The sequence below is a fragment of the Syntrophomonas zehnderi OL-4 genome, assembly GCF_000983115.1.
Classification (GTDB): domain Bacteria; phylum Bacillota; class Syntrophomonadia; order Syntrophomonadales; family Syntrophomonadaceae; genus Syntrophomonas_B; species Syntrophomonas_B zehnderi.
The window spans coordinates 18,099-39,051 of the sequence record NZ_CGIH01000028.1 but is presented as its reverse complement, the minus strand read 5'-3'; the positions used below and the strand labels follow the sequence as shown (position 1 = coordinate 39,051).

Here is a 20,953-nt window from a genome sequence, read left to right as displayed (position 1 = left end):
GGAAGGATTTGCATGACCAACAACCTGCAGGTTTTTAAGAATACAGAGTTTGGCGAGCTTGGCGTGCTCGTTATTGATGGCAAGGAATATTTCCCAGCCAGTGAATGCGCCCGCATTTTAGGATACAGTAACCCGCGCGATGCCATATTACGGCATTGTAAACCAGAGGGGGTCGTGAAACACGACGGGGTCTCCCTTACTACCAACCAATATGGGATCTCGACAGAACAGATGGTTGAAAAGACCTATATTACTGAAGGGAACCTTTACCGGCTGATTATCAGGAGCAAGCTTCCCGCCGCCGAGCGGTTTGAACGCTGGATCTTTGACGAGGTGCTGCCGACCATCAGAAAACATGGCCTGTACGCGACCGAAAAGGTGCTCGATGAAATACTCGCCGATCCTGATTACGGCATCAGGCTGTTTTCCGAGCTTAAAGCTGAGCGCGAAAGAAGAAAAGCGCTGGAGATGGAAAACGCCCAGCATAAACAGATCATCGGCGAGCTGCGCCCCAAGGCGTCCTACTACGATCTGATATTGCAGAACAAAAGCCTGGTGCCCATCAGCAAGATTGCCAAGGACTATGGCATGTCCGGCAAGGCTTTTAACAAGCTGCTGCATGAGCTGGGGGTGCAGTACAAAATGGGGGATACCTGGCTTTTGTACCAGCAGTACGCTGACCAGGGCTACACCCAGTCCAGGACCCACGCCATTGACGCCGAAAAGAGCAGGATGCACACCTATTGGACGCAGAAAGGCAGGCTGTTCCTCTATGACCTCCTGAAAAACCGCAGAGGGCTGCTGCCGATGATAGAAAGAAACGGCAAAACGGCTTAAACTGGGTATCTTCGATACCTTGAAAGGAGCGGGTTTTAATTGGATAAAGACAAGCCCTTTATATATATCTGCTCCCCGTTACGGGGAGACATTGAGCGAAATATCCAGCGCGCCGTTGGCTACAGCCGGTTCGTGTTCGGCATGGGGGGCGTTCCCCTGGCCCCCCATGCTATCTTTACCGCGTTTCTGGACGACAATATTCCCGCGGAGCGTGAAGCCGGGCTTGAGCTGGGCCTGCAGCTGATGAGGCGGTGCGACGAGCTGTGGGTTTTCGGCTCCAGGGTAAGCGCCGGCATGGCCATGGAGATAGAAAACGCTAGGAGACGCCGCATGCCGATTAAGTATTTTAACGACCGGTGCGAGGAGGAGCCTTTATGCTTAAAGTCTTGAATATCCCCCTGGAGGAATTCCTGCGGCCCTTCTTTGACCCGGGAGAAACAGTCTGCATCAGAATATTTGACGATAAAAAGACCGGCGCCTTCAAAGGGGCCAAGCTGGAAACCACAGTCGGCCAGATCGACAAGATGATGAAAACTTTAAATAAGCACAACGCCAAGAACCGCGGCATCTATTTTGTGGTCAACTACGGCGGCCATGAGGACAGCGATATAAGCAGGATCAACGCGCAGTTCGTGGAGTGTGATGACCTGTCTTTCGGTGAGCAGATGGAAAGAATTAAAGCCTTTCCTCTCGAGCCGTCGCTTATCGTAAAGACCCGGAAGTCACTGCACACCTACTGGCTGGTAAAGGACGCTGACGTCAGCTCTTTTCGCCGGGTGCAAAAGCGTTTAATCACCCAGTTTCAGGGGGACAAGTCCTGCGTTAACGAGAGCCGGGTACTGCGCCTGCCGGGGTTTAACCACTGCAAGGGTGAGCCGGTCATGGTGGAATGCGTCAAATTCAACCCGGAACTCAGGTACACCCAGGCCGAGCTGGAAGCGGTACTGCCGGAAATCGAGGATGAACCGACAGGAACAGAGGCGCCAATACCAAAGGGCTCCCGCAAAGGTCTTACGCTGGTTACGCGGCGCTGTAACTTTATCAGGCACTGCCGGGATAACGCCGCCGCCCTGCCGGAGCACGACTGGTACGCCATGATCACCAACTTGGCGGTTTTCGAGGGCGGCGACACCCTGATTCATGAGATGTCAAAGGACTACCCTAAGTACCAGCGCCGGGAAACCGAAAACAAAATCCGCCATTTCTTAGAAAGCGGCACCAAGCCCATTACCTGCAAAACCATCGCTGAGAAAGGTTTTCAGTGCCCCAGGATTGACGACGGGAGCTGCGTGGTTAAAGCCCCGGCGGCGTTGTGCTACCAGCCGCTTATGGTCGAGGAACTGCGCGCCTTTTTAGCTCAAGCCCCGGTCAAAAAAGCGGCGGTGGATGATATCCAGACCGCCCAGGACTTTGTGAGGGAGTACCTGTATAACGTCGACGCGGTGGTCGCGGAGACCTTCATCAACTATGAGCTAAAAGAGCACTTTGGCTTTAAAGCCTACGATGTTAAGCCCCTGGTTGCGCTGCATAAGGATATCTTGAAAAAATACTTGGAGAGCAAGGAAACCAAGCGCGAGACCTCAGACTTTGAGCTGCCGGAGTGGTATGAGGTCACCGAGCATGGCGGCATCAGGTTTATTTCCGGGCTTTTAGCCAATTATATGGCGGCCAATGTTAACGCTTTCTACGGGGCCGGCAGCTATTATTACTACGAGCACGGGGTATATAACGCCAGCGAGGATTTGTGGGCGGCGGCCAAGGTCAGGGAGTTTATGATCCCGCGCTACGCCAGCATGACAGCGATCAATGATACGGTTGGCCAGTGGCGGATGCTGATTCGAAAGCCGGTCAGGGAAATCAACTGCAACCCTTTTATTATCAATGTCAAAAACGGCCTGTATAACGTTTTGGATGACAGTTTCAAACCCCACACGCCCAGGTATTACTCAACGGTGCAGATCAACGCCTCCTACCAGGAGGACGCCAAGTGCCCGAAGTTTCTAGCGTTTTTAAAGAGCGTCCTGCCGGATGAGGAAATCCATCTTCTGCAGGAGATATTCGGCTACCTGCTCATCCCGGTAAACAAGGCCCAGAAGTCTTTTGTCTTTGTGGGCGCTCCCAACGCGGGCAAGTCAACCCTGCTCTCGGTGGCCCAGGAGATCCTTTTGGGGAGCGAAAACGTATCGAACATACCCTGGCAGAGCCTGGGGGACCGCTTCAACAAGGCCGAGCTTTTCGGCAAGCTGGCCAACATCTTTGCCGACCTGCCATCAAAGAACATTGATGATAACGGTATGTTTAAAGCGCTTACCGGCGAGGACTATATCACCGGGGAGAGAAAAAACAAGGACCCGTTTTCCTTCAGGCCTTATGCCAGGCTTTTGTTTTCCTGCAACGAGATACCCAGAAACTATGGGGACAGGAGTGACGGGTTTTACCGCCGGCTGATTATTATCCGTTTTGACAACCCGGTGCCCAAGCACAAGCGCGACCCCAATCTGAGGGAGAAGCTGGCGGTGGAGCGCGACGGGATACTCATGTGGTCAATCGCCGGTCTAAAGCGCCTTATCGCCAACAGCTATGAGTTCAGTGAAACCGACCGCACCAGGGCGGAGCTTAAGCGCTACCGGGTGGAGAGCAACAGTGTCCTATCCTTTGTGGAGGAATGCTGCGAGCTTGATGAGGACAAAGAATCTGTGCGCGACGATCTGTTTTCCAGGTACAAGGAGTATTGCGGCAACGCGGGAATGAAGCCGGTCTCCCAGGCCAATTTCAACAAAGAAATCGAGGCTAGTTATCCAGGCGTTAAGCGGTCAAGAGATAGACTCTCCAAACGCAGAACCTGGAAGGGTATCGTTTTTTGTGAAGGAGGAAAGGAGCAGGAATGAGTGGTTGCGACCGGCTTGACCGGGTTGGGACCAGGTTTATGACCGGGGAAAAAGCGGGCCAGTTGGGTCTTGGACCGGGATGACCGGGTTTTTTCTATTCTTCGCGTTATAACCATGGTGAGATATATGTAGTAGAAAAAATAAAAATATATATAAGGACTCTATTTTACCCGGTCATCCCGGTTCCGCTGGTCATACGCCTGTGGATATTATGGCCGAAAAACAAATAGTAGCCGCGATAATGCGGCATCTAAAGACTGTTCCGGACTGCTTCTGCTTTAAAGAGCATGGCGGCATGTACGGCACAGCCGGTCTCCCTGACATCATCTGCTGCATCAGCGGGCGGTTTGTCGCCTTTGAGGTTAAACAACCGTCGGGGAATCTGACTAAGCTTCAGGAAGCAACGATACAAAGAATCAAAGACGCAAAGGGCAAAGCCTACAAGGTTTCAAGCGTCGAGGAGGTTAAATCCATTCTCGCCAACTTGGAGGTGTAGCCTTTATGGAGAATAAATGTTTTGCTTTAGGCGGCCATAACCGCTGCCGGATACTCACTGTTTATGAATGTCCCGGATCTGACTGTTCCTTCTTTAAAACCCCAAAGGAAGCGGCGGAATCCCTAAGAAAAGCCAACGCCAGGCTGGCCAGCCTGGACAAAGATTACCAGAAGCATATCGCTGATACTTATTACCGCGGCAAGATGCCCTGGCTTCAAGGCGGTGACGGCAATGACTGTTAAGGAGTACCTGACCCAGGCTTACCGCATCGACCAGCGCATTAACAGCAAGCTGGAGCAGGTCGCCTCCCTCAGGGAACTGGCGTCCAAGGCAACGGCAACCCTGTCCGATATGCCCCACAAACCCAATAGAAACACCGGCTCCATGGAAACCATCATCTGCAAGATGATTGACCTGGAGAACGAGATCAATCATGACATCGATACCCTGGTGGATTTGAAACGTGACATCGTGACGATGATTAAAAGGATTGAGAATCCGGAATACCAGACACTTTTGGAACTTCGCTATCTCTGCTTCAAGACGTGGGAGCAGATTGCGGTTGATATGGGTTACAGCCTGCAATATGCCTTCAGGATGCATGAGAAAGCACTAAAATGCATCGAGTCTTGCAAAGAGGAGAGTAAAGTTGATAAAAAGAGAGTTGCGATGGTGGTAAAATAGTATCGTAAAAGAGTATAAACAAGCCTTCGCGGGATGAACTGGCGAGGGCTTTTTTCATGCCTGAACGGAGATGAGCATATTGCCATATAAACCGAAACGGCCCTGCAGCTATCCCGGCTGCCCGAAGCTGACGGAGGGACGCTTCTGCGAGGAACATCAAAAAACAATAGATGACCATTACAACAAATACGAGCGCGATCCGGCCACTCGCAAACACTACGGCAGGAGATGGAAGCGAATCCGCGACAGGTTTCTAGGTGAGCACCCGCTCTGTGAGAGGTGCCAAAAGGAAGGCAGGCTCACGCCGGCGGAGGAGGTGCACCATATTATACCGCTGTCAAGGGGTGGAACCCATGCAGCGGATAATCTCATGGCGTTATGCACTAGCTGCCACTCAACCATAACAGCTAAGGAAGGCGGTCGCTGGGGGTAAAGAGATATATCACAAAGCGATGGTTAAGAATTGGCATCATTACTTCATGTGCCGCTTCAGTTCTTCATAGAAGTTTTCGCGGGTACCCGCAAGTACCACGACTACGGTTTCATCATCTTCTTCAATAATGGTATAGGCCAACTCGTAGTTGGTTTTATTGTGGAAGACATCACAGCAATATACGCCGCTAAGATCACCGGTTTTAGGTTCACCAAAATAGGGATCTAGCAGAAGCTGGTCAATGACGGCTTGAAATTTGTCTTTCAGCGGTTTCTCTTTTAGCTTTTTGAAATAGCGGGCGGCGGGAGGCAGAATGACTAATTTGGTCATCAGTCTGCCTCCGGGCCAAAAACATCTTCATAAGTTTTGCTCGATGCTTGGCCCTGAGCAGCAAGACGGGCTTCATCAAGCAAGCGTTCCACAGCGGGACGGATTTGGCGGCGGGTTTCCTTAAACTTATCAAGCAGTTCTTGTCCTGACAGCCCTTGAGCTATTAAATCGGCCAGGATCTGTTCGTCAAATTCTCCGCTGCTTTCCCGAACGGGACGGATGACGATGGCATTGTTTTGGACATAGCATTCTACTTCCTTGTCAATGCCGAGGCTGTTATAGAACTCAATCGGTATGGTTATCTGGCGTTTCTGAGATACCGAGATACGTTTTTTTATCATAGGATTTTCTCCTTTAATTTTTACTCGCGGCACTTGTACTCCTCCTTTGGTATTATATGTTAATCCAACAGAAAGCATACAAAGAATCTTTGATTAAATACTATCAAAGAAACAAAGAAAACTCAAGGCTAGGGGGGTCAAAATCTCTACAGCCCTGCCCCGGAGAACGGGCGGCCCCCTTCGCGCGTAAAAATCACGGTTCAAACGGGGGATTAAACCCTGCCACAGCAAGGAGGTGAAGGCTTGTGGCAAAAGACGGAACCAATAGGGGCGGCCGCAGGGTCCGCGCCGGTGACAAGCCGCTGCCCCTGGCTGACAAAATCTCGGCCGGAAAGGCCGCAAAAGTTTTAGCAGCCCCGGAACTGCATCCCGAGTCGATGCTTGAAGCGGACGACCTTGATGATGCAGCCGATTTATACGGAGAAGATATGCCAACGCCCAGCGATTACCTCAGCGCGAGACAGAGAGATGGTAAGCCGCTGGGCGCTGACGATCTGTTCAAAGAAACCTGGAAATGGCTTAAAGAGCGCGGGTGCGAAAAATTCGTTAACCCAAGATTGATTGAAGCCTATGCCCAGGCTTTCACTCGTTACATCCAGTGTGAGGAAGCTATCAGCACCTACGGGCTTTTGGGCAAACATCCGACCACGGGCGGCGCTATAGCCAGCCCCTTCGTACAGATGAGCCAATCCTTTCAGAAGCAGGCCAACCTCATCTGGTACGAGATTTTTGACATTGTAAAACAGAATTGCACTACAGCCTTCGTCGGCAACCCGCAGGATGATATTATGGAAGCCCTGCTGTCAGGCAGGAAAGGACGGTAGGAATAGATGAACACAACCGAGCGTTTTGAAAAAGTTAATATTGACCGGTTAGTACTTTATGTTCGTAATGCCCGCACCCATAGCAAGGAGCAAATACTTCAGCTTCGAGCATCACTAAGGGAGTTCGGCTTCGTCAACCCGGTCATCGTAGATAAAGACCTCAATGTTATCGCGGGACACGGGCGCATCCTCGCTGCCAAGGAGGAAGGTATTACTGAAGTACCTTGTGTGTTCGCAGAACACCTGACTGAAGCCCAGAAGCGGGCCTATATTATAGCCGACAACCGCCTTGCCCTGAACGCTGGCTGGGACGCGGAGATGCTCTCGGTAGAGCTTGCCGATTTGCAGGCGGCCGATTTTGACGTATCTCTTCTCGGCTTTGATGACGCGGAACTGAACAAACTACTGGGCGGTGCCGAGGACGTTAAAGAAGACGACTTTGATGTAGAAGGCGAACTGGCCAAGCCCGCTCTAACTAAGGCAGGTGACCTCTGGTTGCTGGGGCAGCACCACTTGGTCTGCGGTGACAGTACCAAAGCGGAGACCTTTTCCCTGCTTATGGACGGTAAACTTGCCAACCTGGTGGTGACAGACCCTCCCTATAACGTCAACTATGAGGGTACAGCAGGCAAAATTAAAAACGACAACATGGCGGACCAAAAGTTCTATCAGTTTCTGCTGGAAGCTTTCACCCTGACCGAAAAGGCGATGGCCAAGGACGCAAGTATCTATGTGTTCCACGCCGATACCGAAGGACTGAATTTCCGCAAAGCCTTTTTAGAAGCAGGATTCTATCTCTCGGGGACCTGCATCTGGAAAAAGCAGTCGCTGGTACTGGGGCGCTCGCCATACCAGTGGCAGCACGAGCCGATCCTGTTTGGCTGGAAGAAAGCGGGCAAACACGCCTGGTACTCCGACCGTAAGCAGTCTACCATCTGGGAGTTTGACAAACCCAGGAAGAATACTGACCACCCGACCATGAAACCCGTGCCGCTGGTAGCTTACCCGATACTCAACTCCAGCATGACAGGGTGTATTGTTCTTGATCCGTTCGGTGGTTCGGGCAGCACCCTGATCGCCTGTGATCAGACCGGCCGGATTTGCTACACTGTGGAGATGGACGAGAAGTTCTGCGATGTTATTGTGAATAGGTACATTGAGTTTAAGGGTTCCGACATTGATGTTTTTCTTATGCGCGATGGTCAGAAAATACCCTTTGAAAGCGCGAAAAAACTGATGTAAAGGCTTGCTATTCCACAGCTTAAGAGTGATGTATATGACTACCAAAACAGAAAGGTGGTCGATCCTATGGAATTTAAGTTTAACATTACCGGCGCTAGGCGCAAAGAACTGGTTAAGGCGATCAGTGAAATCCTGAATACTGCGCCGGAATACAAAGGTGCACCGACCTTTGCTTATGTCATAGGCGGATTTACCGTCAACAAAGAAGGCACCCTCAACGCCAGTGAAAACAGCAGTGAAGAAGATCTTGAGCAACTATTAAACGATCTTGATAAGCGCGGATTTCAATTTGAAGCGCCAAACGAACTGGTTATTGAGATGCCCAGGGAAGGTTTTACCGAAGCCGCCATTGCCAATCTGGAGCGGCTGGTTAAGAGCAAAGAAACCCTTATTAAAAAAGCCCTGGACACAGACAGGCTGCCAATTGAACTGACCGAGGACAGGCTGTGTTTCCCTTGGTTCTCCAGAAGCCTTGCAGCGGAAGAAGTCAACGCCTATGCCCGCTTCATCGGGGCGCTCTGCGCCATGGCCAAGAACCAGAAACGGGTAACCGCCACCGAAAAGGCTTATGATAACGAAAAATACGCTTTCCGCTGCTTCTTGCTGCGATTAGGATTTATCGGGCCGGAATACAAAGAGGAACGAAAAATCCTGCTCTCCAGGCTAACCGGTAGCGCCGCTTTCAAAAACGGCCAGCGTGTCCCAGAGGAGGTGCCGGAAGCATGAAGCAGGTTCATCCGGAAATGCTAAAGGCGCTGAGGTCATATTATCCCCCGGGTACGCGAGTCGAACTGGTCCGCATGGACGACCCGTACACCAGGTTAAAGCCCGGCGACCGGGGCAGCGTATCCTTTATCGACGATACCGGCACGGTGTTTGTTGACTGGGACTCGGGCAGCAGGCTGGGGGCAGTTTTCGGTGAAGATGAAATCAGAAAACTCGAAGAATAACCGGGGGTAACCGCCAAGATTAAAGCCAATATTTATGCGGGTTTCAGCCATTTATTTTGCTTAAATCCCTTGCTATATAGCCCTTTCAGAGTGATATATGTACACACCAAAGAAAAACACACCTGAAAGGAGCTTGGATAGCATGTTTAACGCCAAATTTGGGATCGAGATTGAATTCACCGGGATTACCAGAAGCCAAGCCGCTGAGGTTGCGGCGCAGTTTTTAAACGGAAGGATTGAAAACTGCCGGGACAGCTACGACACCAAAAAGGTACACACACCGGACGGGCGAGCCTGGAAGTTTATGAGCGACGGGAGCATTCACCGGGAAGTAAAGGTGAACGGCAGAAGGATCAGCGCCGAGCACGAATACAGCGTTGAACTGGTAAGCCCAGTGCTTACCTACCGTGAAGACATTACTACCCTGCAGGAACTGGTCAGGAAACTGCGCAAAGCGGGCGCCTTAACCAACCCCTCCTGCGGGATACATATCCACTTGGATGGCTCAAACCATACACCAAGAAGCATTAAAAACTTCATCAACATCATCGCCAGCAAGAACGACCTTTTTTACAAGGCCCTGCAGATAGAGCCGGAACGGATGAGATTTTGCAAGAAGATGGATAATGCTTTGGTGGAAAAGATAAACGCCAGAAAGCCGAAAACCATGCGGGAACTTGAGGAGCTCTGGTACGAAGGCTACTTGGAAAGCCGCAGCCGTCACTACCATGAGAGCCGCTACCACTTTTTGAACCTGCACAGCTTTTTTAACGGCAACCATACGGTCGAGCTAAGGGGCTTTAACAGCGAACTGCACGCGGGCAAAATCAGGAGCTACATAGTTTTAGCCCTGGCCATAAACCACCAGGCATTGACCCAAAAAAGCGCCAGCGCCAGGAAGCCCCAGGTTGAAAACGAAAAGTTCGCCATGCGGACTTACTTGAACCGCATCGGCTTCATTGGCGACGAGTTCAAAAACTGCCGCGAGCACCTTTGCAAACACCTGGAAGGCTCAGCGGCATGGAGGTTTCGGGCGGCTTAAGCCGCCGCCGAAGCCAGTTAAAAAGGAGGATACCCTTTATGGATAAGAATAACAAACTGTACATTGCCTACGGCTCCAACCTGAATCTTGCGCAGATGGCTGGCCGATGCCCAACCGCCAGGGTAATCGGCAAAAGTAAGATGAAAGACTGGCGGCTCCTGTTTAGGGGTTCGCGTACGGGCGCGGTAGCAACGGTGGAGCCTAAAAAAGGAAGCAGCGTCCCGGTTCTGGTTTGGGAGATAACACCCGCCGACGAGGCGGCGCTCGACCGCTATGAAGGCTGGCCGTTCCTCTACTGTAAGGAAACGGTCAAGGTGAAGATTAACGGCAAGACCGTCAAGGCCATGGTGTACATCATGAACGAAGGCAGGCCGCCGGGCCAGCCCAGCTGCTACTACTATTCAACAATACTGGAGGGTTACCAGGACGCGGGCTTTAATATGGATATCCTGCGCCGGGCAGCCGCCGAATCTGTAGAAATGGAGTAAGCCAAATGAACGAGAACATACGGATGCAGATTTTAGCCATCAGGGAAAGCGGCGTCACGAATATGTTTGACATTCCCCGTGTTACTCAGGAAGCATACTCCCGAGATTTTCACGAACTGGTTAATTACCTTAATGACCACAAGACCGAGTACGCGCGCTTTATCCTGACGGGCGAGGAAGATGAGAGCAAATAACTGAAGGCCAATAAATATGCGGTTAACAGAGCTTCTTATGAGGCTCTTTTCTTTTGTTCGCTTTAAGAAAGGAGGCGGCCAATCATACGCAAACTCAAGAAATATAAACCAACACAGTTTATGGCACCGGATTCAAAATACAGCAAAGATGCCGCCGACTATGCTGTGGCGTTCATCCAAGCCCTGTGCCACACCAAAGGCTCCTGGGCTGGCAAGCCCTTTGAACTTATCGACTGGCAGGAACAGATTATACGCGATATTTTTGGGATACTGAAACCCAATGGCTATAGGCAATTCAATACGGCTTATGTGGAGATTCCAAAGAAAATGGGTAAGTCAGAATTAGCGGCCGCCATTGCCTTGCTTCTCACCTGCGGGGACAACGAGGAACGTGCTGAGGTTTATGGCTGTGCCGCCGACCGCCAGCAGGCATCCATTGTGTTCGAGGTCGCCGCCGATATGGTGCGGATGTGTCCCGCACTGAACAAACGTGTTAAGATCCTGGCTTCCACCAAGCGGCTAATTTACCTGCCGACCAATAGCTTTTATCAGGTGCTGTCGGCTGAAGCCTATTCGAAGCATGGTTTCAACATCCACGGCGTGGTGTTTGACGAGCTGCATACCCAGCCTAATCGGAAATTGTTTGACGTCATGACCAAAGGCTCCGGAGATGCAAGGATGCAGCCGCTCTACTTCCTCATCACGACAGCGGGCGATAACGTCAACAGTATTTGCTATGAGGTGCATCAAAAAGCCAAAGACCTGCTGGCCGGTCGCAAGCATGATGCTACGTTTTATCCTGTAATCTATGGAGCGGAGGAAGATGACGACTGGACTGACCCTAAAGTGTGGGAAAAAGTTAATCCGTCGCTGGGTATAACCGTAAGTATCGACAAGATTAAAGCTGCCTGTGAAAGCGCGAAACAAAACCCCGCTGAGGAAAACAGCTTCCGGCAGCTTAGGCTTAACCAATGGGTCAAACAGTCAGTGCGCTGGATGCCCATGGAGAAATGGGATAAGTGTGCTTTCAAGGTTGACCCGGAAAAATTAAAAGGCCGGGTTTGCTATGGCGGGTTAGACTTATCCAGCACTACCGATATAACAGCTTTTGTGCTGGTTTTTCCCCCGGTTGATGAGGACGATAAATTTCATATTCTCCCCTACTTCTGGATACCGGAAGAAAACCTCGACCTCAGGGTTAGGCGCGATCATGTAAACTACGACCTGTGGCAAAAGCAAGGTTTTCTGAAAACAACCGAGGGCAACGTGGTGCATTACGGATTTATCGAAGCCTTTATTGAGGAGTTGGGTACCCAATACAACATCAAAGAAATCGCCTTTGACCGCTGGGGCGCGGTTCAAATGACACAGAACTTGGAAGGGCTTGGTTTTACGGTAGTGCCGTTTGGCCAGGGGTTTAAGGATATGTCCCCTCCTACCAAGGAACTAATGAAACTGACCCTGGAAGAAAAGATCGCCCATGGCGGTCATCCGGTTCTGCGCTGGATGATGGATAACATTTTTATCCGCACAGACCCGGCTGGCAATATCAAACCCGACAAGGAGAAAAGCACCGAGCGGATTGATGGTGCGGTGGCGCTTATCATGGCGCTGGATAGAGCACTACGTTGTGGAGCAGTAAATAATGGCTCTGTCTATGATGAACGTGGTTTGTTGATGCTTTAATTGTTCGCATTTCATGATACACTAAATTTGGTAACTTTTTATGTATCCGGTACTGTTAAGCTTTGTAATGTGAGGTGTGGCATGCCTACATATGTAAAACAATTATTCACTGATTCAGGGAAAGAAATTCTCGGCCAGGTAAAATGGGGTCAAAAAGTTAACTGTAATTATCCGGGAATTTATGTGGTTGCGATTACTGATTCGGCTGAAAAAATTGTCTGCTCTGTTGATGCGCCTATATCAGTGAAAATCGTTCAAGATTGGATAACTTATGTACCGAAGCTTAACCTTGATGGTAAGCGCCCTAGATATGAAGATTTAGTGAATAGGCTCAAAGAATTCTGGATTCCTGATGAGACAATATTATATATAGGGAAAGCCGGTACATCATTAAAAGACAGGGTTAACCAATATTATAATACTAGGCTAGGAGATCCCAAACCTCATGCAGGAGGCCATTGGATAAAAACACTAGAGAACTTGAGTGATCTTAATATATTCTGGACTACATCTGTGGGGGAAAAAGCAAAGGATGTTGAAGAGAGATTTATAAAGAATTTTATCCGTAACGTATCTAACGAGAGTAAACAAAAATTATTTGATCCTGAATATCCTTTTCCTTTTGCCAATCTAGAGTTTCCAAAAGGGACGAGAAAAAGACATGGCTTACAATGCCAGGTAAATAGATAAATAATCATATTCACATACCAGAAGCACCTGCAAATAGGTGCTTCTTTCATGCCTTATATATTAATGAAGGTTTGTTGACCACTTAAAAATAATATAAACCATGTGAATATTAATAAAAACCTATTGACCATAAAATACCTATTGGTTTATAATAATAACCACGAGGTTAATTATTATAAATAAAGGGGGCACATTTTATGGCAAGCAGGGTAATCCAGATTTCGTTTAGTGATACTGAATATACTCATTTACAGGCTAAAGCTAAAGCCGAAGGAATGACAATCGCACTTTATATAAAGAACAAAGTATTGGAGGATACTGAATTTAAAAAATGGTTTCGTGAACTCCTTGAGCGGGTTTCACGTATTAGGCCAGGGACTACATTTAATATTAAAGCGGTAATGTCAACCGACTGGGTTAACATTGATCGTGGGGTTCGTCTTGCGATGGGTCGTGCATTTTATAATTATGTAGTAGCCAGCAAAGTTGAAGGAGTTAGGCCAACTCATAAGGATAGCGCGAATGTTCAATGGTATGTGACAGGAGGCGGACAATAATGTTGTATTCAGTTGAGACAGGAAAATATGTTAAAAAACTGCCACACAAACGGGACTTTGATCGTTGGATGAAGAACATTTCTGCGCCAGATTATCAGAAAATCATTGATACTTTGGATGAGAAGATTGATGCAGCCGATATTAACACATCAAGCTGGATGCCGGGAAATGACTGGACAGGGACTGTATATGAACCGCTCTATCACGCTTGTGGAAACAACAAAGAAGCATCTGGCTTATTCTTTGGATTGGTTCTATTTAATCACTTAATGGAGAGGAAAGATGCAGTCTGGGGTTTTGGCAGATATGAGAAGGACGGAATCCCTATTAAAGGAATGACCTACTTTAGGCTAAAGAATATTCCGTAAGGGTGGGGAATGTATGGCCAATACAAATTTATTGAAATCATTAGTCGAAAAAGAAATGATAAGTACTTTTTGCCAAAAACATCAGATTGAACTGCTACATCTTTCAACTAAGCAGATACATAGTATATTTAATGATATGGAGCCTGATCTAATAGGTTACCAGCCTTGTCAAAAAGCTCTGTACATTGGCGAAATTACTACCTCGGGGTTTTTGGGTCAGCGTGGAAGAGATTTTCATGTGGGTGCAGTTAAGAAGGTATTTGAAGCCTTTTCAAAATTTTATCTTTTTCATGACGATGCGGAAAATATTATCAAGAGGACTAATAGACATTTCTTGGAGGTGAATATCGAATCAATAAAATGTTTCTTCATAGTTCCGGAGGGAAGTAAATTTATTAATGCCCTTGGTTATAGAAAACGGCTATTCGATAAGGGGTACATGACTTTAGAGACCATAGAACTTACTAAAGATACACAAGATATTATGATAAAGATTTTAATGGACTCACGAAATGAAAATAAATTATAAACAATAAAGTATCAAGGCATCTCGAAAGAGGTGCTTTTTTCATGCCCATTTTTAGGAGGAGCGTTTAATGAAAATACCCGTATTATCAAGATTATTAAAGCCCCGAGCCAGTCCTAAAAATCGTCTGTATGGCAGCACATACAGCTTTTTCTTCGGCGGAACCGCCAGCGGCAAAACCGTCAATGAAAGAACGGCCATGCAGACCACCGCGGTATATGCCTGCGTTCGCATCCTGGCGGAAACCATAGCCAGCTTGCCGCTCAATGTTTACCGATCCACGGACAATGGCAAGGAGAAAGCCACAGACCACCAGCTATATTATCTGCTCCATGATGAGCCTAATCCGGAGATGACTTCATTTGTGTTTCGAGAGACACTGATGAGTCATCTTTTATTATGGGGCAACGCCTATGCTCAAATTATCCGAGACGGGCGGGGCAAGGTACTGGCCCTCTATCCCCTTTTGCCCGACCGGATGATGGTGGATCGGACAACCGAGGGGCAGCTATATTACGAATACCGCAAGGACACCGGATATGTAATCTTAAGGCCGGAAGATATCCTGCATATTCCCGGGCTTGGTTTTGACGGATTGGTGGGCTACTCCCCCATCGCCATGGCCAAGGACGCCATCGGCATGGCAATCGCCACCGAAGAATATGGGGGCAAATTCTTTGCCAATGGAGCCAGTCCGGGCGGAGTTTTAGAGCATCCTGGAGTAGTCAAAGACCCGGCCCGAATCCGGGAAAGCTGGAACGCGGTCTACCAGGGCAGCGGCAACGCCCACCGGATAGCGGTGCTGGAAGAAGGTATGAAGTTCCAATCCATCGGTATACCGCCGGAACAGGCGCAGTTTCTTGAAACCAGAAAGTTTCAGACCGAGGAGATTTGCCGTATCTTTCGGGTACCGCCCCATCTGGTGGCCAACTTGGACAAAGCCACTTTCAGCAACATCGAGCATCAATCTATCAGTTTTGTAGTCCATACCATCCGGCCCTGGCTGGTAAGGCTCGAGCAAGGAATGAATAAAGCTCTGCTTAGCCCATCCGAAAAAGGCCGGTATTTTGTGGGTTTTGTGGTGGACGGACTATTGCGGGGCGACTATGCATCGAGGATGCAAGGCTACGCCATAGGTATTCAAAACGGCTTCTTAAGCCCCAACGATGTAAGAACCTTAGAAAACATGAACACCATCGAGCATGGCGATATTTATGCCATGAACGGCAACATGCTGAAGCTTGAAGATGTGGGCGCGTATGCCAATACCAACAGAAAGGAGGTCAGCCAATGAGCAGAAAGTTTTGGAACTGGCTTAAAAACGAACAGGAGCGAACCCTCTTTTTAGATGGGTATATCGCTGAGGACAGCTGGTTCGACGACGATATTACCCCCAAGCAGTTTAAAAACGAGCTCTACGCTGAGGATGGTGATGTGGTGGTGATGCTCAACTCTCCAGGCGGAGATGTATTTGCCGCCAGTCAAATCTACACCATGTTAAAAGAATATCCCGGACACATCACTGTCAAAATCGAAGGACTTGCTGCCAGCGCGGCTTCGGTAATCGCCATGGCGGCGGACGAGGTTCACATGTCTCCGGTAGCCATGATGATGATCCATAACCCCGCCACCGTCATATTTGGGGAAATATCTGACCTTAAAAGCGGTATTTCCATGCTGTCCGAGGTTAAAGAAAGCATCATTAATGCCTACGAGCAGAAAACCGGTTTATCAAGAGCCAAAATATCGCACATGATGGATGCCGAAAGCTGGTTTAACGCCTGGAAAGCAGTGGAGCTGGGCTTTGCCGACAAAGTCCTATACACAACCGAAGATCACCTAACCGAGCCGCCCAGTGCGGCTTATCTTTTTGACAAAATGACGGTTACCAACGCGCTGGTAAGAAAGTTTCCGCTGCCCCAGGTTAATAACCCTAAACCGCCGACTGGCACCCCGCTTAGCTACCTGGAAAAGCGGCTCAGCCTATTAAAACATTAGAATGGGAGGAATAACCATGAGCAAAATCTTAGAACTGCGTGAGAAAAGAGCCAAAGCCTGGGATGCCGCTAAAGCCTTTCTGGACAGCAAGCGCGGCGCTGACGGGCTCCTTTCCGCCGAGGACGTTGCCACCTATGAAAAGATGGAAGCCGATGTGGTCAATCTCGGCAAAGAAATCGATCGGCTGGAGCGTCAGCAGGCATTGGACGCGGAGCTTAATAAGCCCGTCAATACACCTATTACTGGCAAGCCCGGCCAGCCCAACCCTGAGAATAAAACCGGCCGGGCCAGTGACGAGTACAAACGAGCCTTCTGGAACGCCATGCGCAGCAAGACAGCGGGATACGAAGTCCTGAACGCGCTGCAGGTGGGAACGGATTCCGAGGGAGGCTACCTGGTGCCGGACGAGTTCGAGCGTACCCTGGTCGAAGCCCTGCAAGAAGAAAACATCTTCCGCACCATGGCCAAGATCATCCAAACCGCCAGCGGCGACCGCAAAATACCGGTCGTAGCATCCAAAGGAACCGCTTCCTGGGTAGATGAAGAAGGCGCTATCCCGGAATCAGACGATGCCTTCGGGCAGGTTTCCATAGGGGCCTACAAGCTAGCGACCATGATCAAGGTATCCGAGGAATTGTTAAATGACAGCATCTTTAATCTGGAGTCATATATCGCCCGGGAATTTGCCCGCAGAATCGGTGCCAAGGAAGAGGAATCCTTCTTCATCGGTAACGGAACCGGCAAGCCAACCGGGATTTTCAATGCTACCGGCGGAGCGGAACTGGGTGTAACTGCTGCCTCGGCAACAGCTATTACGGTGGATGAGATCATGGATCTGTTCTACAGCCTTAAGTCCCCTTACCGCAAAAACGCCGTATTTGTAATGAACGATTCCACTGTCAAAGCCATCAGAAAATTAAAGGACGGCAACGGCCAGTACCTGTGGCAGCCCTCCATTTCTGCCGGACAACCGGATACGATTTTAAATCGTCCGGTCAAGACTTCAGCCTATGTACCAGCAATTGCAGCAGGGGCTAAAACTATCGCTTTCGGTGATTTCGGCTACTACTGGATTGCTGATCGGCAAGGCCGTTCCTTCCAAAGGCTGAACGAGCTTTATGCGGCAACCGGTCAGGTAGGATTTAAGGCAACCCAGCGGGTGGACGGCAAGCTGATTCTCTCTGAAGCCATCAAGGTACTTAAGATGAAAGCGTAGGTGTGAGTTATGAGCAATGTAAAAAACTACACTGAGCAAGGCGGCGAGAAAACCGTCATTAGCGGATCGCTTGAGATTGCGGCCAGCGGCAAGCTGACAATTGCGGAAGGTGCAACAATTGAAGGGATCTTATCCGTCCCGGTGGTTGATGCCCTTGACTCAACCTCAGCTACCAGCGCCCTGTCGGCTAAACAGGGCAAGGTTTTAAATGATGCTATAGCTGCCAAGACCGCTGCCAATCAGGCCGACAGTATTGCAACCGAAGTGGCCGAATTGGTAACCGACTTTAATGCCCTCCTCGCTAAGCTTAAAGCCGCGGGACTTATGGCAGCCGAGTAATGAAAGGCGGTGGGCGTATTGGTGCTTTCTTTGGAGGAAGTAAAACTGTATCTAAAAGTAGACGGTGATGAAGACAATACGCTCATCACCGATCTCATAGGTGCCGCCGAGGAGCTATGCCAGGACATTCTGCGCTTTCCCCTGACCGAATTTACCGAGGTGCCGGAAACAGTTAAACAAGCCCTACTCTATGCTATCGGCAATCTTTATGAACTACGGGAAGCAGTCGACATGAAAGCATTAATTGAGTTTATGACCAGGCTCTTATTCGCCTACCGCCGAGAAGGGTGGTAATTATGAAGAAGCGCGATTTAATAGGTCAGATGCGACAGCGTATTACCTTGCAGGCCAGGACTATCACCAAATCAGAAGGCATCCCCCTGGAAAACTGGACTACAGTAGCCATAGTGTGGGCAGCAGTATCGGACATATCGGGTAAAGAATACTTCCAGGCGGGGGCCTTGCAGTCGGAGGTCACCACCCGTATTAAAATCCGCTACCGCACCGGGCTAACTACTTCCATGCGGGTACTATATGGCTCCCGGGTATTTCAAATTCTGTCGGTAATCGATAAGGATGAGCGGCACTACGTAATAGAACTGATGTGCAAGGAGGTGATCCCCAGTGGCGGGTAATCTGACCCTGGAAGGTATGGATGAGATTTTAGATAGGCTAAAGGAACTGGGGCAAAGAGCCGCTCCGGTAGAGAACCAAGCCCTCTATGCCGGGGCCAAGATCGTCCAGGAAAACGCCGGCCAAAAAGCGCCGCGCAGTTTAGAGGCCAAGGAGCATCTGGCCGACAATATCGTGATTTCCGAACCAAAGCAGGATGAAAACGGCAAATACGTTGAGGTGGGGCCAACGGCTCCCTTTTTTTATGGCAAATTTCTGGAGTACGGCACCTCCAAGATGACCGCCCGCCCTTTTATGGGTCCGGCTCAAGCCGAAAGCAAAAAACAGGTGCTGGAAACCATCAGGCAGACCCTGAAAGCGGGGCTTGACCTATGATCAATGTCAAACCGGAAGTCCTGGCGGCTTTGGAGGAAAACACAGATTTACTGTCTTTATTGGGCGGGCCTCATATCTACCAGCTGAAAGCGCCGGAGGGTTTAGATAAATACATTACTTTGTTTGAGTTAACCAATTTCGATTCCGCCTGGGCAGACGGCACTGCCTTTATGGCTGAGGTGCACGTGCAAGTGGATGTGTGGGTAAAAGCAGCCAGCACCTCCCCTATTGCCGCCGAGGTGGACAAAACCATGAAATCTTTAGGCTTTAAAAGAACTAGCAGCGCCGATCTTTATGAAGACGATACCAAAATATTTCACAAAGCGCTCAGGTATGTGACTGAGCGGGAAGTTGAAGGAGGTTAGAAAATGGCAGGAGTACAAGTAGGCTTAAACAGCCTGTATTACGCGGTTCTTACTAGCGATACGCCTTTAGCAGCGACATATAACAGCCCGGTGGCCATAGCCGGGGCTATCAACGCCAAAATAAGTCCCAAGAGCAATACAGAAACCCTGTACTGCGACGACGGGCCTGATGAAACCGTCACCTCGCTGGGGGAAATCGATGTGGAGTTTGAGGCTAAAGACATTGACCTCAACACCCAGGCGGCCCTTTTGGGGCACAGCGTCACTGGCGGGGTGCTGGTCAAGAAGTCAACCGACACCGCGCCTTATGTGGCTTTGGGGTTCAAGTCCAAAAAGAGCAACGGCAGCTACCGCTATGTATGGCTGTATAAAGGGAAATTCGCCCTGCAGGAGCAAGAGTACCAGACTGCGGAGGATAAGCCCAAATTTCAGACCCCCAAAATCAAGGGGACATTTATCAAACGCACCTTTGACAACGCCTGGCAGAAGATCGGCGATGAGGATCATCCCGATTGGACAGCTTCAACCGGCACAAATTGGTTCACGGCGGTGGACGGAGCGGCCCCCGCCCCTTTGACGGTGACAATAAGTCCGGTGGATGGTTCCAGCGGAGTGGCAGCAGACGCTAACCTGACCTGGACCTTTGCCAACGCCATCCAGGCTACCGATGTAACCGCCGCTAATTTTATCTTACTAAAGGCTGATGATGGGTCCTTAATTGCCGGAGTCCTTAGTATCAATTCAGAACACAAGGTGGTGACTTTTAATCCGGCCAGCAATTTAGCCCCTGGCGCGGATTACATCATGGTATGCACGCAGGGTGTCAGGGATATTTATGGCCAAAACCTGGCCACGGCCTCAATCGGCAGCTTCACCACCGCCGTTTAAGCCAATCAGGGCGGTTTTTGTACCGCTATCACACAGGGAGGGATATCGATGGAGAACCCCAAGATTACCCTTAAAGGAAAGACATACACCGCGCCGCCGCCCAAGGTCAAGCTCTGGCGCGAAGTGACCAAATTCAAGGATAAATTCGGCGATAAAGAGCAAGGCGATGAGGAAGCTCTAAGCGAGATGGAACGCCTGATCGCTGCTGCCTTTAACCACCCGGAAATAACCGCTGAGGCTATTGAGGAGGAACTGGACCTAGATGAGTTTGTCCCCCTCTTTTACCAGATTGCTAGCTGGGTGGCCGAGGCAGTCAGCCGAAAGATGACAGAACTCCCAAAGTAAATCACGCCGACGGACCGGATCTAAGCCATCTGTCGGCTTATCAAATGGTGGTGTATTTCTATTTGAGCCTGGCCCAAAGCTACCACTGGCTCCCGGAGCAGATTGACGCCATGGCGCTCGATATGTTCTGGGATCTGCTCATTGTTGGCTCTGTAGTTAACGAAGCCGAAAACAATCCTAGCGGGTACATTGATGACATTTGGTGAGGGAGGTGAGGA

General features: G+C 49.6%; 32 protein-coding genes. 30 read left to right on the top strand and 2 right to left on the bottom strand.

Annotated elements, in window-relative coordinates; genetic code table 11:
• Positions 1 to 12 precede the first annotated feature (12 nt).
• The 7 genes from AAV90_RS08560 (at position 13) to AAV90_RS14465 (ending at position 5,338) form a co-directional block, all read left to right on the top strand.
• A complete protein-coding gene (locus tag AAV90_RS08560; protein ID WP_046497780.1) occupies positions 13 to 837 on the top strand; it encodes a phage antirepressor in 825 nt (274 codons plus the stop codon).
• Between the two features lie 39 nt (positions 838 to 876).
• Complete coding sequence (locus tag AAV90_RS08555; protein WP_046497777.1) at positions 877 to 1,227, top strand: DUF7768 domain-containing protein; 351 nt, start codon at positions 877 to 879, stop codon at positions 1,225 to 1,227.
• The gene (locus AAV90_RS08550; RefSeq protein ID WP_046497774.1) at positions 1,212 to 3,725 is read left to right on the top strand and encodes a phage/plasmid primase, P4 family; all 2,514 of its coding nucleotides are present in this window, start codon (positions 1,212 to 1,214) and stop codon (positions 3,723 to 3,725) included. Before AAV90_RS08555 ends, AAV90_RS08550 begins: the two co-directional genes overlap by 16 nt.
• Positions 3,726 to 3,936: 211 nt before the next feature.
• Positions 3,937 to 4,221 (top strand): VRR-NUC domain-containing protein, encoded by a 285-nt coding sequence (locus AAV90_RS08545; protein ID WP_046497832.1) that lies wholly within the window; start codon positions 3,937 to 3,939, stop codon positions 4,219 to 4,221.
• A gap of 5 nt (positions 4,222 to 4,226) precedes the next feature.
• The gene (locus tag AAV90_RS08540; protein WP_046497772.1) at positions 4,227 to 4,463 is read left to right on the top strand and encodes a hypothetical protein; all 237 of its coding nucleotides are present in this window, start codon (positions 4,227 to 4,229) and stop codon (positions 4,461 to 4,463) included.
• Positions 4,453 to 4,905 carry a DUF1492 domain-containing protein gene (locus AAV90_RS08535; protein WP_046497769.1) on the top strand — a complete coding sequence of 151 codons (453 nt, stop codon included), beginning with the start codon at positions 4,453 to 4,455 and terminating at the stop codon, positions 4,903 to 4,905. Before AAV90_RS08540 ends, AAV90_RS08535 begins: the two co-directional genes overlap by 11 nt.
• A 79-nt stretch (positions 4,906 to 4,984) precedes the next feature.
• Positions 4,985 to 5,338: an HNH endonuclease gene (locus tag AAV90_RS14465; RefSeq protein WP_046497765.1), complete on the top strand. Its 354-nt coding sequence runs from the start codon at positions 4,985 to 4,987 to the stop codon at positions 5,336 to 5,338.
• A 39-nt stretch (positions 5,339 to 5,377) separates the two neighbouring features.
• Here AAV90_RS14465 and AAV90_RS08525 read toward each other — a convergent pair whose 3' ends face one another.
• Both AAV90_RS08525 and AAV90_RS08520 read right to left on the bottom strand, forming a co-directional pair.
• Positions 5,378 to 5,668, bottom strand: a complete 291-nt coding sequence (locus AAV90_RS08525) for a type II toxin-antitoxin system RelE/ParE family toxin (RefSeq protein WP_046497762.1) — start codon at positions 5,666 to 5,668, stop codon at positions 5,378 to 5,380.
• Positions 5,668 to 6,009, bottom strand: a complete 342-nt coding sequence (locus AAV90_RS08520) for an AbrB/MazE/SpoVT family DNA-binding domain-containing protein (protein ID WP_046497831.1) — start codon at positions 6,007 to 6,009, stop codon at positions 5,668 to 5,670. Before AAV90_RS08520 ends, AAV90_RS08525 begins: the two co-directional genes overlap by 1 nt.
• 245 nt (positions 6,010 to 6,254) lie before the next feature.
• Between AAV90_RS08520 and AAV90_RS08515 the strand changes: the two genes are divergently transcribed.
• The 23 genes from AAV90_RS08515 (at position 6,255) to AAV90_RS15265 (ending at position 20,941) form a co-directional block, all read left to right on the top strand.
• The gene (locus AAV90_RS08515) at positions 6,255 to 6,833 is read left to right on the top strand and encodes a P27 family phage terminase small subunit (protein ID WP_046497760.1); all 579 of its coding nucleotides are present in this window, start codon (positions 6,255 to 6,257) and stop codon (positions 6,831 to 6,833) included.
• 6 nt (positions 6,834 to 6,839) lie between these two features.
• Positions 6,840 to 8,075: a site-specific DNA-methyltransferase gene (locus AAV90_RS08510; protein WP_046497757.1), complete on the top strand. Its 1,236-nt coding sequence runs from the start codon at positions 6,840 to 6,842 to the stop codon at positions 8,073 to 8,075.
• Between the two features lie 66 nt (positions 8,076 to 8,141).
• A complete protein-coding gene (locus AAV90_RS08505) occupies positions 8,142 to 8,801 on the top strand; it encodes a hypothetical protein (protein ID WP_046497754.1) in 660 nt (219 codons plus the stop codon).
• Positions 8,798 to 9,025 carry a DUF4314 domain-containing protein gene (locus tag AAV90_RS08500; protein WP_046497750.1) on the top strand — a complete coding sequence of 76 codons (228 nt, stop codon included), beginning with the start codon at positions 8,798 to 8,800 and terminating at the stop codon, positions 9,023 to 9,025. Before AAV90_RS08505 ends, AAV90_RS08500 begins: the two co-directional genes overlap by 4 nt.
• A gap of 142 nt (positions 9,026 to 9,167) precedes the next feature.
• Positions 9,168 to 10,067: an amidoligase family protein gene (locus AAV90_RS08495; protein WP_013843505.1), complete on the top strand. Its 900-nt coding sequence runs from the start codon at positions 9,168 to 9,170 to the stop codon at positions 10,065 to 10,067.
• Positions 10,068 to 10,105: 38 nt separating this feature from the next.
• Positions 10,106 to 10,555: a gamma-glutamylcyclotransferase family protein gene (locus AAV90_RS08490; protein ID WP_013843504.1), complete on the top strand. Its 450-nt coding sequence runs from the start codon at positions 10,106 to 10,108 to the stop codon at positions 10,553 to 10,555.
• A 5-nt stretch (positions 10,556 to 10,560) separates the two neighbouring features.
• The gene (locus AAV90_RS08485) at positions 10,561 to 10,749 is read left to right on the top strand and encodes a DUF5049 domain-containing protein (protein WP_013843503.1); all 189 of its coding nucleotides are present in this window, start codon (positions 10,561 to 10,563) and stop codon (positions 10,747 to 10,749) included.
• A gap of 84 nt (positions 10,750 to 10,833) precedes the next feature.
• Positions 10,834 to 12,435, top strand: coding sequence for a terminase TerL endonuclease subunit (locus tag AAV90_RS08480; RefSeq protein ID WP_046497747.1), 1,602 nt, complete (start codon positions 10,834 to 10,836; stop codon positions 12,433 to 12,435).
• An 81-nt stretch (positions 12,436 to 12,516) separates the two neighbouring features.
• A complete protein-coding gene (locus AAV90_RS08475; RefSeq protein WP_046497744.1) occupies positions 12,517 to 13,125 on the top strand; it encodes a GIY-YIG nuclease family protein in 609 nt (202 codons plus the stop codon).
• Between the two features lie 197 nt (positions 13,126 to 13,322).
• Positions 13,323 to 13,682, top strand: coding sequence for a DUF1413 domain-containing protein (locus tag AAV90_RS08470; protein WP_046497741.1), 360 nt, complete (start codon positions 13,323 to 13,325; stop codon positions 13,680 to 13,682).
• The gene (locus AAV90_RS08465) at positions 13,682 to 14,050 is read left to right on the top strand and encodes a hypothetical protein (RefSeq protein WP_046497738.1); all 369 of its coding nucleotides are present in this window, start codon (positions 13,682 to 13,684) and stop codon (positions 14,048 to 14,050) included. The genes AAV90_RS08470 and AAV90_RS08465 overlap by 1 nt, the downstream gene beginning before the upstream one ends.
• A gap of 13 nt (positions 14,051 to 14,063) precedes the next feature.
• The gene (locus AAV90_RS08460) at positions 14,064 to 14,579 is read left to right on the top strand and encodes a hypothetical protein (RefSeq protein WP_046497737.1); all 516 of its coding nucleotides are present in this window, start codon (positions 14,064 to 14,066) and stop codon (positions 14,577 to 14,579) included.
• Between the two features lie 67 nt (positions 14,580 to 14,646).
• Positions 14,647 to 15,870: a phage portal protein gene (locus AAV90_RS08455; RefSeq protein ID WP_157609526.1), complete on the top strand. Its 1,224-nt coding sequence runs from the start codon at positions 14,647 to 14,649 to the stop codon at positions 15,868 to 15,870.
• Positions 15,867 to 16,574 (top strand): head maturation protease, ClpP-related, encoded by a 708-nt coding sequence (locus AAV90_RS08450; RefSeq protein ID WP_046497734.1) that lies wholly within the window; start codon positions 15,867 to 15,869, stop codon positions 16,572 to 16,574. Before AAV90_RS08455 ends, AAV90_RS08450 begins: the two co-directional genes overlap by 4 nt.
• Before the next feature lie 16 nt (positions 16,575 to 16,590).
• On the top strand, positions 16,591 to 17,790 hold the full coding sequence (locus tag AAV90_RS08445) for a phage major capsid protein (protein ID WP_046497732.1): 1,200 nt from the start codon (positions 16,591 to 16,593) through the stop codon (positions 17,788 to 17,790).
• A 9-nt stretch (positions 17,791 to 17,799) separates the two neighbouring features.
• Positions 17,800 to 18,129: a head fiber protein gene (locus AAV90_RS08440; protein ID WP_046497729.1), complete on the top strand. Its 330-nt coding sequence runs from the start codon at positions 17,800 to 17,802 to the stop codon at positions 18,127 to 18,129.
• 21 nt (positions 18,130 to 18,150) lie between these two features.
• The gene (locus AAV90_RS08435) at positions 18,151 to 18,423 is read left to right on the top strand and encodes a head-tail connector protein (RefSeq protein WP_235811051.1); all 273 of its coding nucleotides are present in this window, start codon (positions 18,151 to 18,153) and stop codon (positions 18,421 to 18,423) included.
• A gap of 2 nt (positions 18,424 to 18,425) precedes the next feature.
• Positions 18,426 to 18,764, top strand: a complete 339-nt coding sequence (locus tag AAV90_RS08430) for a phage head closure protein (RefSeq protein WP_046497724.1) — start codon at positions 18,426 to 18,428, stop codon at positions 18,762 to 18,764.
• Positions 18,754 to 19,137, top strand: a complete 384-nt coding sequence (locus AAV90_RS08425; RefSeq protein ID WP_084691523.1) for an HK97-gp10 family putative phage morphogenesis protein — start codon at positions 18,754 to 18,756, stop codon at positions 19,135 to 19,137. Before AAV90_RS08430 ends, AAV90_RS08425 begins: the two co-directional genes overlap by 11 nt.
• Entirely contained in the window at positions 19,134 to 19,502 is a 369-nt protein-coding gene (gp17, locus tag AAV90_RS08420; RefSeq protein WP_046497722.1) for a tail completion protein gp17, read from the top strand. Before AAV90_RS08425 ends, gp17 begins: the two co-directional genes overlap by 4 nt.
• Before the next feature lie 3 nt (positions 19,503 to 19,505).
• Positions 19,506 to 20,390 carry a major tail protein gene (locus AAV90_RS14460; RefSeq protein ID WP_076982628.1) on the top strand — a complete coding sequence of 295 codons (885 nt, stop codon included), beginning with the start codon at positions 19,506 to 19,508 and terminating at the stop codon, positions 20,388 to 20,390.
• A gap of 48 nt (positions 20,391 to 20,438) precedes the next feature.
• Entirely contained in the window at positions 20,439 to 20,735 is a 297-nt protein-coding gene (gene gpG / locus AAV90_RS08410; RefSeq protein WP_046497719.1) for a phage tail assembly chaperone G, read from the top strand.
• Between the two features lie 50 nt (positions 20,736 to 20,785).
• The gene (locus AAV90_RS15265) at positions 20,786 to 20,941 is read left to right on the top strand and encodes a hypothetical protein (RefSeq protein ID WP_207642054.1); all 156 of its coding nucleotides are present in this window, start codon (positions 20,786 to 20,788) and stop codon (positions 20,939 to 20,941) included.
• Positions 20,942 to 20,953: the final 12 nt, after the last annotated feature.

Coding starts and splice junctions, on each gene's coding strand:
- AAV90_RS08560 (WP_046497780.1), top strand. CDS start 13: ATGACCAACAACCTGCAGGTTTTTAAGAATACAGAGTTTGGCGAGCTT.
- AAV90_RS08550 (WP_046497774.1), top strand. CDS start 1,212: ATGCTTAAAGTCTTGAATATCCCCCTGGAGGAATTCCTGCGGCCCTTC.
- AAV90_RS08545 (WP_046497832.1), top strand. CDS start 3,937: ATGGCCGAAAAACAAATAGTAGCCGCGATAATGCGGCATCTAAAGACT.
- AAV90_RS08540 (WP_046497772.1), top strand. CDS start 4,227: ATGGAGAATAAATGTTTTGCTTTAGGCGGCCATAACCGCTGCCGGATA.
- AAV90_RS08535 (WP_046497769.1), top strand. CDS start 4,453: ATGACTGTTAAGGAGTACCTGACCCAGGCTTACCGCATCGACCAGCGC.
- AAV90_RS08525 (WP_046497762.1), bottom strand. CDS start 5,668: ATGACCAAATTAGTCATTCTGCCTCCCGCCGCCCGCTATTTCAAAAAG.
- AAV90_RS08520 (WP_046497831.1), bottom strand. CDS start 6,009: ATGATAAAAAAACGTATCTCGGTATCTCAGAAACGCCAGATAACCATA.
- AAV90_RS08510 (WP_046497757.1), top strand. CDS start 6,840: ATGAACACAACCGAGCGTTTTGAAAAAGTTAATATTGACCGGTTAGTA.
- AAV90_RS08505 (WP_046497754.1), top strand. CDS start 8,142: ATGGAATTTAAGTTTAACATTACCGGCGCTAGGCGCAAAGAACTGGTT.
- AAV90_RS08500 (WP_046497750.1), top strand. CDS start 8,798: ATGAAGCAGGTTCATCCGGAAATGCTAAAGGCGCTGAGGTCATATTAT.
- AAV90_RS08495 (WP_013843505.1), top strand. CDS start 9,168: ATGTTTAACGCCAAATTTGGGATCGAGATTGAATTCACCGGGATTACC.
- AAV90_RS08490 (WP_013843504.1), top strand. CDS start 10,106: ATGGATAAGAATAACAAACTGTACATTGCCTACGGCTCCAACCTGAAT.
- AAV90_RS08485 (WP_013843503.1), top strand. CDS start 10,561: ATGAACGAGAACATACGGATGCAGATTTTAGCCATCAGGGAAAGCGGC.
- AAV90_RS08475 (WP_046497744.1), top strand. CDS start 12,517: ATGCCTACATATGTAAAACAATTATTCACTGATTCAGGGAAAGAAATT.
- AAV90_RS08470 (WP_046497741.1), top strand. CDS start 13,323: ATGGCAAGCAGGGTAATCCAGATTTCGTTTAGTGATACTGAATATACT.
- AAV90_RS08465 (WP_046497738.1), top strand. CDS start 13,682: ATGTTGTATTCAGTTGAGACAGGAAAATATGTTAAAAAACTGCCACAC.
- AAV90_RS08460 (WP_046497737.1), top strand. CDS start 14,064: ATGGCCAATACAAATTTATTGAAATCATTAGTCGAAAAAGAAATGATA.
- AAV90_RS08455 (WP_157609526.1), top strand. CDS start 14,647: ATGAAAATACCCGTATTATCAAGATTATTAAAGCCCCGAGCCAGTCCT.
- AAV90_RS08450 (WP_046497734.1), top strand. CDS start 15,867: ATGAGCAGAAAGTTTTGGAACTGGCTTAAAAACGAACAGGAGCGAACC.
- AAV90_RS08445 (WP_046497732.1), top strand. CDS start 16,591: ATGAGCAAAATCTTAGAACTGCGTGAGAAAAGAGCCAAAGCCTGGGAT.
- AAV90_RS08440 (WP_046497729.1), top strand. CDS start 17,800: ATGAGCAATGTAAAAAACTACACTGAGCAAGGCGGCGAGAAAACCGTC.
- AAV90_RS08430 (WP_046497724.1), top strand. CDS start 18,426: ATGAAGAAGCGCGATTTAATAGGTCAGATGCGACAGCGTATTACCTTG.
- gp17 (WP_046497722.1), top strand. CDS start 19,134: ATGATCAATGTCAAACCGGAAGTCCTGGCGGCTTTGGAGGAAAACACA.
- AAV90_RS14460 (WP_076982628.1), top strand. CDS start 19,506: ATGGCAGGAGTACAAGTAGGCTTAAACAGCCTGTATTACGCGGTTCTT.
- gpG (WP_046497719.1), top strand. CDS start 20,439: ATGGAGAACCCCAAGATTACCCTTAAAGGAAAGACATACACCGCGCCG.